The 13786-nt window shown below is 55.4% G+C and carries 11 protein-coding genes, 1 tRNA gene and 1 pseudogene (1 of these 13 only partly in view); 5 read left to right on the top strand and 8 right to left on the bottom strand.

Going from position 1 to position 13786, the window contains the following annotated elements:
• Positions 1-42 precede the first annotated feature (42 nt).
• Positions 43-1317 carry a citrate (Si)-synthase gene (locus FVQ81_07585; GenBank protein MBW7996411.1) on the bottom strand — a complete coding sequence of 425 codons (1275 nt, stop codon included), beginning with the start codon at positions 1315-1317 and terminating at the stop codon, positions 43-45.
• Between the two features lie 438 nt (positions 1318-1755).
• Between FVQ81_07585 and FVQ81_07580 the strand changes: the two genes are divergently transcribed.
• Together FVQ81_07580 and FVQ81_07575 are read left to right on the top strand one after the other, a co-directional pair.
• On the top strand, positions 1756-3003 hold the full coding sequence (locus FVQ81_07580) for a hypothetical protein (GenBank protein MBW7996410.1): 1248 nt from the start codon (positions 1756-1758) through the stop codon (positions 3001-3003).
• A gap of 66 nt (positions 3004-3069) precedes the next feature.
• The gene (locus FVQ81_07575) at positions 3070-4515 is read left to right on the top strand and encodes a cytochrome C552 (GenBank protein MBW7996409.1); all 1446 of its coding nucleotides are present in this window, start codon (positions 3070-3072) and stop codon (positions 4513-4515) included.
• 7 nt (positions 4516-4522) lie between these two features.
• Here the strand turns inward: FVQ81_07575 and mtnA are convergent, their stop codons facing one another.
• Both mtnA and FVQ81_07565 read right to left on the bottom strand, forming a co-directional pair.
• Complete coding sequence (mtnA, locus tag FVQ81_07570; protein MBW7996408.1) at positions 4523-5578, bottom strand: S-methyl-5-thioribose-1-phosphate isomerase; 1056 nt, start codon at positions 5576-5578, stop codon at positions 4523-4525.
• Positions 5579-5757: 179 nt separating this feature from the next.
• On the bottom strand, positions 5758-6795 hold the full coding sequence (locus tag FVQ81_07565) for a glycosyltransferase (protein ID MBW7996407.1): 1038 nt from the start codon (positions 6793-6795) through the stop codon (positions 5758-5760).
• A 295-nt stretch (positions 6796-7090) separates the two neighbouring features.
• Between FVQ81_07565 and FVQ81_07560 the strand changes: the two genes are divergently transcribed.
• The 3 genes from FVQ81_07560 (at position 7091) to FVQ81_07550 (ending at position 8705) form a co-directional block, all read left to right on the top strand.
• On the top strand, positions 7091-7648 hold the full coding sequence (locus tag FVQ81_07560) for a GWxTD domain-containing protein (protein MBW7996406.1): 558 nt from the start codon (positions 7091-7093) through the stop codon (positions 7646-7648).
• Between the two features lie 67 nt (positions 7649-7715).
• Positions 7716-7791: transfer RNA gene (locus tag FVQ81_07555), tRNA-Ala, on the top strand.
• A gap of 386 nt (positions 7792-8177) precedes the next feature.
• Positions 8178-8705: a hypothetical protein gene (locus FVQ81_07550; protein MBW7996405.1), complete on the top strand. Its 528-nt coding sequence runs from the start codon at positions 8178-8180 to the stop codon at positions 8703-8705.
• Positions 8706-8818: 113 nt separating this feature from the next.
• Here FVQ81_07550 and FVQ81_07545 read toward each other — a convergent pair whose 3' ends face one another.
• The 5 genes and pseudogenes from FVQ81_07545 to FVQ81_07525 form a co-directional block, all read right to left on the bottom strand.
• A complete protein-coding gene (locus tag FVQ81_07545; GenBank protein MBW7996404.1) occupies positions 8819-9829 on the bottom strand; it encodes an alpha/beta hydrolase in 1011 nt (336 codons plus the stop codon).
• A 235-nt stretch (positions 9830-10064) separates the two neighbouring features.
• On the bottom strand, positions 10065-11588 hold the full coding sequence (locus FVQ81_07540; protein MBW7996403.1) for a hypothetical protein: 1524 nt from the start codon (positions 11586-11588) through the stop codon (positions 10065-10067).
• A gap of 54 nt (positions 11589-11642) precedes the next feature.
• A complete protein-coding gene (locus FVQ81_07535; protein MBW7996402.1) occupies positions 11643-12344 on the bottom strand; it encodes a hypothetical protein in 702 nt (233 codons plus the stop codon).
• 457 nt (positions 12345-12801) lie between these two features.
• Positions 12802-13767, bottom strand: a complete 966-nt coding sequence (locus FVQ81_07530) for an alanine:cation symporter family protein (GenBank protein MBW7996401.1) — start codon at positions 13765-13767, stop codon at positions 12802-12804.
• Positions 13768-13774: 7 nt separating this feature from the next.
• A pseudogene (locus tag FVQ81_07525) lies at positions 13775-13786 on the bottom strand (sodium:alanine symporter family protein) (it continues 447 nt past the right edge of the window).

Here is a 13786-nt window from a genome sequence, read left to right as displayed (position 1 = left end):
CCACCCGCCGCTTTTTTGTAATGCTATTCTTTTTGCCGACCATTAACTTACCTGACTTTTGACCCAACCCCGGCCCACCGACTTGGGCCGGAAAATCGGCGCGCCCATGGCCCGGTTGATTACCAGCTGGCTCAGCATACCCATCGCGCGCGACACGCCGAAGAGCACGGTGTAGTAATCGAACTCCGCCAGGCCGTAATAGTAGAGCAGGCAGCCGCTGCCGGCGTCCACGTTGGGGTAGGGGTTCTTGGCCTTGCCGTGCTCCTTTAGCACATCCGGCACCAGCCGGAACATCATGTCCACGATCTGGAACGGCTTGGAATCCTGGCAGTGCTTGAGGCCGAATTCGCGGAAAGCGGTAAAGCGCGGATCGGTGGTGCGCAGCACGGCGTGGCCGTAACCGGGGATCACTTTCCCGCTGTTGAGCGTTTCCCAGCAGAAGTCGATCAGTTCCTGTTCGCTGGGCACACCGTTGAAACGTTCCTCGATATGCAGCACGAAATCGAGGCATTCCTGGTTGGCAAGACCGTGCAGCGGGCCGGCCAACCCGTTCAGGCCGGCGCTGACAGCATAGTACGGATCCGACAGTGCGGAGCCAACCACGTGGGTGGTCAGCGCGCTGACATTGCCGCCTTCGTGGTCGCTGTGCAGCACCAGGTAGAGGCGCATCAGGTTGGCGAACTCGCCGTTTGGATCGGGAATTCCCAGCATGTAAGCATAGTTGGCGCCCATGTCCAGACCGGTCTTTGGATGGAGCGGATCGCCCTTGCCCGTGTGGATCCGGTAGATTCCCGCCGCCAGCTCGGGAATTTTGTGCAGCAGGACCATCGAGTCCTCAAGCGCCGGCTCCCAGTAATCGGCCTTCTGCATCCCCTCGGTATAGCGCGCCCTGAACTTGCTGTTTTTCTCCAGGCTCAGAATGCCGATACTAAGACGTATCATCGGGTGCGTATCGGCCGGCAGAGAGCGCTGGATATCCCACACGTACTCCTCCACCGGCGGCAGGCTGTCCAGTGTTGCCTGGAAGTCTTTTAGTTCGTCTTTACTGGGAAGTTCACCGGTGAGCAGGAGGATAAAAATTTCTTCGGGAAGGCGGTCGGCAAGTTCGAGAATCGATTTGCCGCGGATGATCAGGCCTTTTTCCGGCTCGACCACCGACGTGTCGCAAAACAGCGACTTGACGCCTCTCATTCCCCCCCATAACTGCTGCACGGTCACTTCGCTGATCTTTTTGTCGCTGTTGTTGCCGATCAGACCCTTCAGTTCATCGCGCAGGGCGGGAATCTGGGCTGCGAGTTTCTCCTTGAGCTTGTTCACTGACACCTCCGGATACAAAAAATTGATGGATAGTATCCGCTCCTGTGGAGGGGCCGCCGTGCCTTGCTCAAATCAACAGGCAGTACTCCGACCGGGGCGGGGTGCTGGGGTAATGCTTTCCTCTATTGCGACGGGGTAACTTCCCCGTTTGTAAGGACTTGCCTGGGATCGACCTAAGGGAACGGTAAACCGGTCAAAGCTAAATCCAAGTTGCCTATGCCGCATTATATAAGCAATCAAAACACCTTGTCAAAGAAAATCCGATCAAAGGATGGCATGGGCTAAAAGAGAATACAAGATAAGGAAGTCATAAATGTTGTTTTTCGCGGATAAACAGTTTATGTTGTTCCGCAATCTTCCGTATCGCTGCTGAGTGATACGGTTGTGCTTACCTTTCATTGAAGCGACTGCAATTCGCACCACTGAACAACTGAAGCTATGGAGAATGATGCGATGACGATTGACGTCATAATCAGGCGGACTGTCTTGATTCTGTTGACGGTTTCCAGTTCTTCTTTTGCCCAGCTAGCGGCGCTTGAAAACCGTCTGACTGTTAACGGAGAAATAAGGCTGCGAAGCGAGGTGGACTCCAAGGACTTTAATCAGGCCAGCGACGCGAACAAATTTTCACTTCTGCGGACCAGGCTTGGACTGGATTTCAAGCTGGCCGATGACGTGACCGCGTTTGTCCAGTTTCAGGACTCACGGACGTTCGGCGAAGAGGTTTCCACCTTGTCTGCCCAGGACAACATCGATCTGCATCAGGGTTACGTCACGTTCAACAACCTGTTCGGCGCGCAGGGTTTGAGTGTGACTGCCGGCAGAATGGAAATGTTGTTCGGCGGACAGAGGCTGGTGGGCCCGGTGGGCTGGGACAACGTGGGGCGCTCGTTCGATGGAGCGCGGGTGATCTACGACCCTGAATCGGCGAAGGTGGAATTCTGGAGTGCCAGGCTGGCCGAGAATTATCAAAACGGCGAGGACCTGGACCAATCGATCTACGGGATCGATCTGGAAATCAAGGCGTCTCCACAATTCGTACCGCGCGGTTATTTGATCGCAGAAACTGACGGCGTAAAAAATTCGGCGGGGATGAAGCTCCTCAGCAGGCAAACCATAGGTTTTCATGCCACCGGACGCGTGGGCGGTTTCGGCTACGATTTCGAAACAGCCGTACAGCGTGGCGAACAGGCTGGCGAGGATATCAGCGCGTATCTGCTCGCTGCCTCGGCCGGGTACACGTTTAACTCTCCGGCAAAGCCGCGCCTGTCGGCCGGGGTAGATTTCCTATCGGGAGACGATGATCCCTCCGCCGGCGAGATAAAAGCTTTCAATACGCTCTACGCCACAAATCACAAATTCTACGGGCAGATGGATTATTTCCTGAACATCCCGGCCCATACTGGCAACAGGGGCCTGGTGGATTACATGCTCAAGGCCGAAGTGAATCCTCATCCGAAATGCCTGCTCAGGTGTGATCTCCATTTCTTCCGCAATGCAGAGCAGGATGCGGGCGGAGACACGGATATCGGCACCGAGATAGATTTGAACCTCGGGATCAATACGCGTAAAGGGGTCGGTAACGTTTTCGGCCTGAGCGTGTTCTCCCCGGGTGATGTCTTCAAAAAAACCAGGGGAGACCGTACTGCGTGGTGGGTCTACCACATGGTAACCGTCAAATTCTAGCTTTACTTCTTGTCGTTCGAGTCGTTGAAAAAAACCGCCGATTTCTTTTCACATGGGAGGAGTAAAATGCCGTCAACCACAATTCGTTTCGCAACCGTAACGGCGGTCTCCGTGGTAATCGCAGCCGCGAACCTGTTTATGGCACCTTCATCACTTGAAGCTCAGGATACCGCCTGTATCGAATGTCACAGGCAGGAGAGTCCCGGTATCGTATCTCAATGGGAGTCATCGAAACACGCCGAACAGGATGTCACCTGCATCGCCTGCCACACAGCCGAGAAGCAGGATGCGGATGGGTTCGAGCACTACGGCGAACTGATATCGGTGATTGTTTCTCCCAGGGACTGCTCGATCTGCCATGAAACCGAATTCAATCAGCAGAAAGGCTCCCACCACGCAAAGGCAGCGGATATTCTTGGTTCGCTGGACAACCTGCTGGGCGAGGTTGTGGGCGGACCGCCCGCGGTAGTTGTCGGCTGCAGGCAGTGCCACGGCTCGGAAGTGGCTGTCGATGAAAGCGGGCGCCCAACCGCCGACACGTGGCCCAACACCGGCATGGGACGGATCAACCCGGACGGATCCAAGGGATCGTGCTCGGCCTGCCACTCCCGCCACTCGTTCAGTGTCGAGCAGGCGCGCCAGCCGGAAGCTTGCGGCAAGTGCCACCTGGGTCCCGATCATCCCCAGATTGAAGTCTGGAACGAATCAAAGCATGGCATCCTTTACCACGCCAACCGCGAGAAAATGAACCTGGACCGTGACGAGTGGGTGGCCGGCAGGGACTATTTCACCGGACCCACCTGCTCCTCATGCCATATGGGCGCGGGCGGCAGCGAACAGGTGACACATGATGTGGGCCAGCGGATTTCCTGGACTCTGCGCCCGCCGGTTTCCGATAAGCTGAACATGGTTATTTACGAGGATTACTCGAAAGAGGACCTGTTGGGAGAAGCTCCCGAGCTTCCGGATGTGGGGGCGATGCACAAGACGAAATCGGGCGAGAACAAGAAAGTCGAGGCTGTCTTAACCTGGCAGGACAGGCGGGATAAAATGGCCCAGCTCTGCACCCAGTGCCACGCCGAGCCTTTTGTCGAAAGCTTTTACACTCAGTACGACAATCTGGTGGAGCTTTACAACGAAAAGTTCGCCAAACCCTGCAGGGCAATCATACAGGAGTTGAAGGACGAGGGCATAATTACCAAGGCTGACTTCGACGACCCGATTGAGTGGACCTGGTGGGAGCTGTGGCACCATGAGGGCCGAAGGGCGCGCCACGGCGCCTCGATGATGGGTCCCGACTACGCCTGGTGGCACGGGATGTATGAGGTGGCCAAGCACTTCTACATCAAGTTCATTCCCGAACTTAAGGAAGCCGCCGGCGAGCAGAAAGCCGAAGAACTGCTCGAAAAATATGTTTACAGCCAGGACGGCCACCTGTGGCACCGCGACGGGATCAGTCCCGAACTGCGAATGCGGATTCAAAACTTCTACCAGAAGCGCTATAAGCAGTAGCCGATGCTCAACCGGCGAGGGCGTGACGGATACTTTCGGTGTACGGAGGTCTCAGCACGCCCTTGTCGGTGATTATTCCGGCGATCAGTTCCGCCGGAGTGACATCGAACGCCGGGTTGAACACATCCATACCCTCGGGAGCGAACTGCACGCCGCGGGGAGCAGTGACCTCGGCCGGGTCGCGCTGTTCGATCGGGATCCGGCTCCCGTCGGGAATTTCGAGGTCGAACGTGCTGAACGGCGCTGCCACATAAAATGGTACGTCGTGGCGCTCGGCCAGACAGGCCACGCCGTAAGTGCCGATCTTGTTGGCCGTGTCCCCGTTGGCCGCTATCCTGTCCGCGCCGGTGATCACCATGTCCACTTTCCCGGCGGCCATCAGGCTGGCGGACATATTATCGCAGATCAGCGTGGCGGGAACGCCGGCACGGGTCAGTTCCCAGGCTGTCAGCCGGGCACCCTGGAGCAGGGGACGGGTCTCGTCGACCCATACCGAGGGGTGCCGTCCCTGCTCGGTGGCCACGTAGATTACGGCCAGCGCCGTGCCTATTCCCGCGGTCGCCAGCGCACCGGCATTGCAGTGGGTCAGCACCCGGCTGCTGTCGGCCACCAGCGGAGCGCCGTGCTCGCCGATCGCCCGGCACAGCTCGCGGTCTTGGCGCATGATCCCGACAGCTTCCCGCTCAAGCGCCGAGAGTATTTCAGCCGATGGAGTCTTCCGGTCCAGATTGTCCGCCACCCGTTTCACCCGGTCGATAGCCCAGAACAGGTTGACCGCGGTCGGCCTGGTGCCTGCCAGCTCATCGCGGACCTCGGCCAGTCTCGCGCGGAAAGCAGCCGGGGCCAGCGCTGTCCCGCCCTGCATCCCCAACACCACTGCCAGTGCTCCCGCCACGCCGATCGCCGGTGCTCCGCGCACGGCCAGCCGCCTGATATCATCGGCGATATCCCTGTAATCACTGCGTTCGAGATAAACTTCCTCTCCGGGCAGCAATGTCTGGTCGATCAGTTTAACCCTGCCGCCGGGCGCATTACCCAGCCAGGTGATAGTTTCGACAACCATCGCAGGTGCTCCAAACGTTGATTTTTCTTTTTCCAGCCCCTAGATTTGCCCTGTCAGACTGCGGCTGCTTAATGACGGCCGCCTGTCCCGGGCAAGTTAATCCCGGAGCCGGCAATATTCAAGTCATGAGTGTTACAACCGGCGGCGGTGATGAATAGGTTCGGCAGGCGGGAATTCTGTCAGGCTCGCGGCAGAAAACTTCGCAGGATACTGGCGGCCACGGATGTCAGTCGGAGTGGGTTATTGAAGTAAGATTTGAGAATCCCGGAAAGACGGAGAGCCGCGCCGTAGCCGCGTGATCTGATCAGACGATAAACCAGTTGTTCGATAGAACCGATCGTCGCGGGCGGGCAGCCCTTATCACTTGACAACAAATCCCACAATGGTTTTAAAAGATCGATATCACCGGGACGCAGGTCCTCGAGTGCGTCGCTGTTGCAGGCCAGCCAGAATCTACGGTACGGTTCAGCCGGTAATGCATTCTCGCCGAGTAATGATCCGATTATCCCTGTCGAGGTCTCCAGCATGCATTCGAGTTGGCCCGCTCTGTCGCCCGCAGAGATCTGCGCACCCGAAACTCTCCATTTGACGAGTTTGCGTTCCAGATTGGCCAGCTCGGTCCTGCCGGACAGCCGCCACCAGAGGTCGTAATCCTGGGCATAGCGGATTGTTTCGTCGTAGCCCCCGGCATTCCTGAGCAGGTTCGTGCGGACCATCACCGACGTATGCACCAGGGCGTGGTTCTTGACAATCAGTTCGGTTCTCAAACGCCGCGAATCGGGGACCGGGGTCCGCTCGCCGACTACCTCGCCCGCCTCGTCGATAAGCAGGCATCCACTGCCCAGCACGCCCACCTCCGGATTGCTTTCGAGAAAGTCTGTCTGGCATTCCAGCCGCTCCGGCAATGAAACATCATCCGCATCCTGGCGGGCCAGATACCGGCCCCTGGCCTCGGCGATACCTCGGTTCAGCGAACGCGTCAGGCCCAGGTTGGTCTCGTTGCGCAGAATCCTGATCCGCTGGTCGGCGCGGGCGAATTCCTGGATTATCGCGTTGCTGGAGTCGGTCGAACCGTCATCGACAACAAGAAACTCGAAGCCGCCAAACGACTGGCCGAGAATACTTTCGATCGACTCGGCAAGAAACCGCTGGCCGTTGTACACCGACATCAGCACGGTGACGGTGGGATCGGTATTTTGTGCAGCCGGGTCATCCAATGCTGTTGTCCGCAGAAAATCAATTAGAGGTTTTGGAATTGTCTCAATGCGCTGAATAATCAGCCGGGCGCTGTCCCCCGGCTCGTCAATTCAATTTTATCTGCCCGCAATGCCAGACTCTGGAACAGTAAAACTTGTGGAGCCGGAATTCAAGATACAACTGCAGGCGAGCTTGCGTGCGGCTGACCGGAAGTGGTGCGCTCCGGTATGAACAAATCACGCCTGAGGGGGGTAATAATATTCAGAACTGGCGACAGAGGACAGGGGGGCGGTTTTTAACTTCAACAGGGAGGGGATGATGATACGCAGCAGGATTCTTGCATCCCTCGTGGCGCCGCTGCTGATAACGGCGGTGATACCGCTCTACGCGGTTAAAGAAGTCGAGATGCCGGATAATTTCGGCAGCGCCGAGTGGGCGCTGAACAACTGGAGCGAGTCGGTCAATTACCTGCGGTATATCGCCAGGGACGATATCCGCGGGGAGTTTGAACAGCGGGCCGCCGACGAACGGCTGGAAGCGTGGGAAAGCTTCTGGGCCGCTGTAGATAAACAAAACGGGACGCTGGAGCAGGAGAGCCGAGCACAGTATTTCCAGCGAATCCGCTACGCCAACGAGAATTTCGGCTCGATTCTCCTTCCCGGCTGGAAAACCGAGATGGGCGAAACCTGGATCAGGCTCGGCCCGCCCGACTGGCGCGACAGGTACGCCATGCGCGGCGCGGGACGGAATCTGGAAGTCTGGAACTACATGGACTCGCGAGACACTTACCTGGTGTTCATGGACCGCACCGGTGTCGGTGATTACGACCTGCTGAATTATGGCGCGATGATTGAGGAAGTCTACTTTTACTAGCGGAATATTATTTGACAGACCGGGTTGAGCCAAGTATTTTAACGGTCTTAAGAGTGCCGAATTCAGTGGGGCTGTAGCTCAGTTGGGAGAGCGCTTGAATGGCATTCAAGAGGTCAGGGGTTCGACCCCCCTCAGCTCCACCATGTTTAAACGCCGTATTTTCTTGAGTTTGTAGGGAAATACGGCGTCTTTGTTTTGACTTGAGATTATAACCAAGTAGGATAAAATCGGACGAAATAGGGTAAAATTGATGTAGATAGTCTGACATACCTAGGACGCAGGATAGCAATCGCGAAGGAAAAAGCTATGAAAATATCAAAAATGGAAGCAGCACGTCGGCGATGATCCATCATAATGAACGCTAATCGAGATGCCTTATGATTATCAATTCTTCACTATCGAAGAGCCTGCCAATGACCTAAGCAGATATCGTGGCGTCTGAGCTGAAAACTGCCTTTTAGAGAAAGTTCCCACTGAAAGCGGAGGTGGTTTTCACAAGAAACTCCAAACCTTGTCAAAGGAGGTGGAATTGACTGACTTAGCCAAGAAAACGACTCGACCGGTAAAGATCGGCATTTTACTTGCGCTTTTGACAATCTCGTTAGGTTTTTCTATCGGGATAATATTTGGGGGTGCCGAGGAAATTATCAAAGATGTGCTGAAATCCAATGCTGAAGCCGTGTTTGATACGGTTTATAATAATGATATTGATTCAATGAGAAGTGTCCTCAATATGTCAGGCGGTTTATTCAAAATGTCGCATATCCACGCAAACGGTCTTGGCATAGTTTCTCTGGTCTTGATAATAATAATGATGCTTTTCTGCCCTGGAGGCAAACTAACAGATGTTGCCTCGATTTGCCTGGGAGCAGGGGCGCTCGGTTACTCATCGTTCTGGATGTTTGCCGGCATGAAAGCTCCCGGGCTGGGTAGTACGCACGAGGCAACAGAGTCTCTCTCGCTGATTGCCACCACCTCTGCCGGACTGCTGGCCGTGGGCTTGTTTTTAACGTTTGTTTTGTTTGTCACGGCGGTTTTTGTTAAAAAGAATGAATAATCCTGCCGAAAATCGCTCTTTTATTGGTGAATTCGCAATAAAGCGGCTGATGAGCTACGGGAGCTGTTTCCGAAGTGATACCTTCTAGGGGTGCACCCTTTGTGCATTGACTACTAGGGCCTGACGTGCTCCCGGAGGAAAGCCAGGACGCGGTCGAATGCCTCCTGAACCCCGGTGTCATCAAGGCCGACATGATCGAAGCCATGACCCCAGGCAGGGTGCCGGATGAATTCGAATGCGACCCCGTGACGCTTGAGTTCTTCGGCCATCCTCTCCGATTGCTCGAAAGGCACGTCCGTATCTTTTTCGCCGTGGAGCAGGACAGTCGGAGGGTATGACGGGGTGAGGTTACGCAGGGGTTCGAAGGCGGCGTACCAGTCCAGATCGGCCGGGTCGTGTCCGCCTACCTGTTGCGGCCAGAGACCCTGCTGCCGGCAGTAGAGATAGAATTTACCCCGCTCCCGGGCGGGGGTTGCTGACGGGGTTCTGAAAATAACTGTATCGCCGACGGCCTGGAATGCCTGCTCCTTCGAAACTGCCGGACTTCGGTTATAGAAAGGATCGGGTTGTGAATACCAGGGACCGGTGATATTCCCGTAGCCATAAAACGCGACAAGGGCGTCAGGGCGCGGGTCCAGGCAGAAGCCGGACATCAGGGTGAGGTATCCGCCGGCAGAATGGCCCACCACCGCTATCCGCTCCGGGTCGATCCCGCACAGTCCGGGGCCTTCGGCCCGCAGCCAGGCATAGGCGTCCTTCAGGTCCTCGATGATTTCCGGCAGCTTGGTTTCCGGCGCCAGGCGGTAGTCAATCGCTACTACCGCGAATCCCGCCTTGAGATAAGCTTCCAGTTGATCGACAGGAATCCAGATTCGAGTGCCGAAAATCAGTGCGCCGCCGTGTATCCAGAGGATAGCCGGCAGAATCTCATCGCCTGGCTTGCGATAAACGTCGGCATTAATCTCGTGTTGCCCCGCAACCTTGTAGGTATAGGTGGTTTTAGCATAGATAGTATCCGGGACGGTTCCGGCGGCATTCTGAGCCTTCAGCGTGCGCAATCCGGTGGGCTGCGCGGCGCAGACCACAGCCAGCAGAAAACAGATATTGGCATATCGTTTTTTCATGGCAGGCTATCCTCTCTGGTCAATATCAGCTAAAATCAGCCGCCGCGCCAGAGGCTTGTTGTGATAGGCTGCGGCCATACGGACAGCTTGGGCCTCGTGGAGGTGTTTTAGCTAGGCGAGTCCAGACGGCCGCCGAGGCGAGGAGTTGTGAGGCTGCCTCCAAAGTTGATCCAGTTTATAAGTTAGAGACTGGGTTAAAACTTTTGGAAAGGAGACGAGGTCTATCTCCCGCAAATCATCCACCAGAGCCCCCGGCATAAAAGGAGCTAAGGGTACAGGTGTACTTGTATTCACGGATAAATGGATTCTTGTAGCTGTCGGACCGCATCCAGTAACGGCGGTCATAACTGCCCAGCGAGTACTGAATCTTAATCATACCATCAGAGGCTCTTATTTCGGCATATGAGTCCCTTTCTCCACCGACGATGTAGATACGGTTCGTCCCTTGTATAGCTATACCCGAACCATCGATAGAGACTGGGTCAGGGGATGACGGTATCTCGTATGGCAACTGGAGAGAAGCGTTAAGGCCGTTAGTGTCGGGGAAATGGGACAATGCCGGGTCGAATGGATACGTGAACATGTAAAGACTGATCCTGGAGTTGATATCCACTTTGCGCGGGGCGAAAAAGACCCGTCCCTCCGGAGTTTCGGTCCACAGGTTATCGTTCTCCAGCACAACGGAAAATATATTTTCAATATTCTCCCCCTGCGTAGACCACGAAGAGTCCGCTAGGAGTTCCTTGGTTGGGTTATAGCGGAAATGGCGGTACAGGCCTTCATCGGTTGAGATATCAAAGGAGACCCTTAACAGAAAAGAACCTTGGTCGGCCGTGTCGGCGATTTCGCCCTCGACGAGTACGCCCATGTCTCCATTCAGGGATTGTTGCTTGAAAATGCTGTCCTGCGGGGAAGTTTCATTCGAAACCTCAATAGTCTTGGAGTCGAATTCAAATCTATAATCCCACACTGCACCGTCCCGCAGTCTGCTCAACTCCAGAAAATCGTACCACTTTTTCAGTGTCAGCCATTCTCCGGTCACGTTGCCGTTCCGGTCCAGGATATATTCGTCGGAGCCCCAAGGCATAATCTGGGCCGTCAGAAGCTCCTCGTCCCTGTAATAGATTGCAATCACTGAATCCGCCCTGCTTAAAACGAGCCTTTTCGCAAGATTGGTTACCTGGACCGCATCCAGAGACCAGATTTCGCCATCCAGGGTTACCTGTTCCTCGCCGATATTCATTTCCAGGTAATCATCCCGGACATGCCAGTTGCCAAGCAGAGACAATGACAGGGTGGAAGGCCTCCAGATTACTCTGCTTGTCAGAGCGCTCCATCTACCGGTTACAGGCATCAAATTGGCTACCGCCTGATCGGCAGCCGCGCTGTCGGCCTCGACAAATCGCAGTGAGTCCGCGGATATTTGTTTGAAGTACACGGCATAATAGAGAAATACCCATCGATATGACAGTCGATAGTATGAATCTGCGGTGGACAACGACCAATCCGATGGCTTTAAGTTATTGATCCGAACCGAGTCGTCGTTGAGAGTCAGGAAATAATCGCCATTCTTGTACCAGTCGCCGCTCAGCGCCGAGAACTCTTCGGCCGTCTCCCAGGTAAGAGAACTCGGGTCGAAAAATTCACTGTCCTGAGGCGATGTGGGGGGGAGGGAATTGCAATTGGGCCCGAATATCAATGGAAGGAAAATCAAATATACCAGAGAATGATACTTTTTCCCGATCTTCACAATATCCATCTCTGCCTCCGGAGCTTTGGTGGCTTCCCTGAAGTGGAAAGGGCAAAAGATTTATTACAACTTCAAGACAAATCCGATATTGATCAGGAACAGTCCACCTGAATTTTTTGTAGTGTCATATTGCAGTTCGTTGCTCTTGTACCGCACGGTCCGCATATCCAGATATTCCACTTCACCGGTCAGGAAGTAATCGAAGCGGAAATCGAACAGCACTGCATCGATCAGATGCGACTCACCGTCGGCATCCGCTTCCCAGGTCTTCAGCCGTATCCCGGCCCCGGCTCCGGCACACCAGGTGACCCCGTTGTTTTCCATGTATTCGCTGATTTCGCTGTACTGCCTGCTGTTGATCCGGCTGAGCGATGAGTAATAGTTTATTCCTCCGGCGAGATTGAAATAGGTAATCATCCCCTCAAAATTCTTGCCAAACGATATCCCGGGGCAAATGCTCAGGAAATACGCATCAGTTACGGATTCCAGTGCTGCATCCGAGAAAATATTATCCCGCCGCGTAAACCCCCTCTCGAGCCCGAAATCCGCGTAGGCGCCCTGGAGAAAAACTTTTGCGTACCTGTTGATATTGGTCGCCACCCGAACTGTCCCGCCAACCCCGACAGAACCGTACGAGTATTTACGCAGATCGCCGGTTGGCACGCTTAGCGTGGCGTTGCCGATCAAATCAAATTCAGCTTTTAAAGGAAGGCTGTGGAAAGACAGGATCACGAGTGGGATAAGGAACCGGGACAAGATTCGCATTTGCCATTTTCTCCGGAGACAGGTGGGATTTCCGGAAATTGCGACGAGTTGTATGTTAAATCGGGATTATCTTTTATGCGATTCGGAGCGAGTCAATATCTGAAAATCGCCATCAACTGCCAGGCGGATGACCTCGCTTTGGGCGACGGTGTGAATGCTGTCCTTGCATTTGTACCTTGAGATTGCAAGAAATGTTTCATTTTCCGATATTTTTTTGACAATCTTATCATTCAATGCGTTGTGCGTGATTTGGGAATCCGTTAAACCAGTGTGGCCTCAACTCGGCGGACGGCTAATCCGGAGCTGGTTGCATTCAGCAATAGATTCTCTTGCACGGACAAGTTGAACAGGAGATTATAGTGAAGCCGGGAAGGGATTAGTCGTTTAAATGCTTGTACGGCCGGTGGCCTGCATGCCTGGCACCCGAAATATTACGGGCCACCGGGCTTGCCGGGAGTTATCGCGGCGGGCCGCTTTCGTTTTTCCGCCCGACAGAATAAGCCGCCCTCCCGCTGAGCAGCACGACGCCGATCAGGTTGGGCACGGTCATCAGCGCGATCAGGATCATGGTCAGGCTCCAGACCAGCTCCACCCGGAACACCGCGCCCAGAAAAACCAGCAGCACGTAAACGTAGCGAAACGCCCGCGAGAATTTCATCCCGAACAGGAACTGCAGGATCTGCTCCCGGTAGTAGCAGCCCACGAACACCGTACTCAGGCCGAACAGCAGCGAGCAGAGCGCCACAACCGTTTCGCCGCGGGGGATCACGCTGCCGAACGCCGCGGCGGTCAGGGCGGTGGAGGTGGCTCCGCCGGTCCAGGCGCCGGAGACGAGAATCACCAGTCCGGTCATCGTGCAGATCACCAGCGTGTCGATAAAGACGCCGCTCATCGAGAGGATGGCCTGGCGCTCGGGGTTGTCCTCTTTGGCGGCGCCGTGGTAAATCGGGCTGCAGCCCCAGCCGGCCTCGTTGGAGTAGAGGCCCCGGCTGACCCCGAACTGGACAGTCTGCATCACACCGCAGCCGGCGAACCCGCCGAGCGCGGCCGAGGGTGAGAACGCGCTTTTGACTATCAACAGAAACGCAACGGGGAGTTCGCTGAATTTCAACGCCAGGATTACCAGCGAGGTGCCGATAAAGAGCAGGATCATCACGGGCACCAGTTTTTCCGCTACCAGCCCGATCCTCTTAATCCCGCCGATCGTGACCAGGGCTGTCAGCGAGGCGATTGCGAGGCCGCTGATAACCACCGGCACGCCGAAACTGCTGTGGAAAACATGGGCTATCGAGTTGGACTGGACCATCACGTCACCCAGCAGCGAGGCCGCGCCGCCGGCGATCGCGAACAGGGAGGAGAGCAGAATGCCCATCCGGGAATGTTTGAGGCCGCGGGCGAGATAGTACATCGGTCCAGCGGCCATCGAGCCGTCATCCGCCTTG

It is taken from the genome of Candidatus Glassbacteria bacterium (assembly GCA_019456185.1).
Classification (GTDB): Bacteria; Gemmatimonadota; Glassbacteria; order GWA2-58-10; family GWA2-58-10; genus JAJRTS01.
This window is presented reverse-complemented; position numbering and strand designations above follow the sequence as displayed.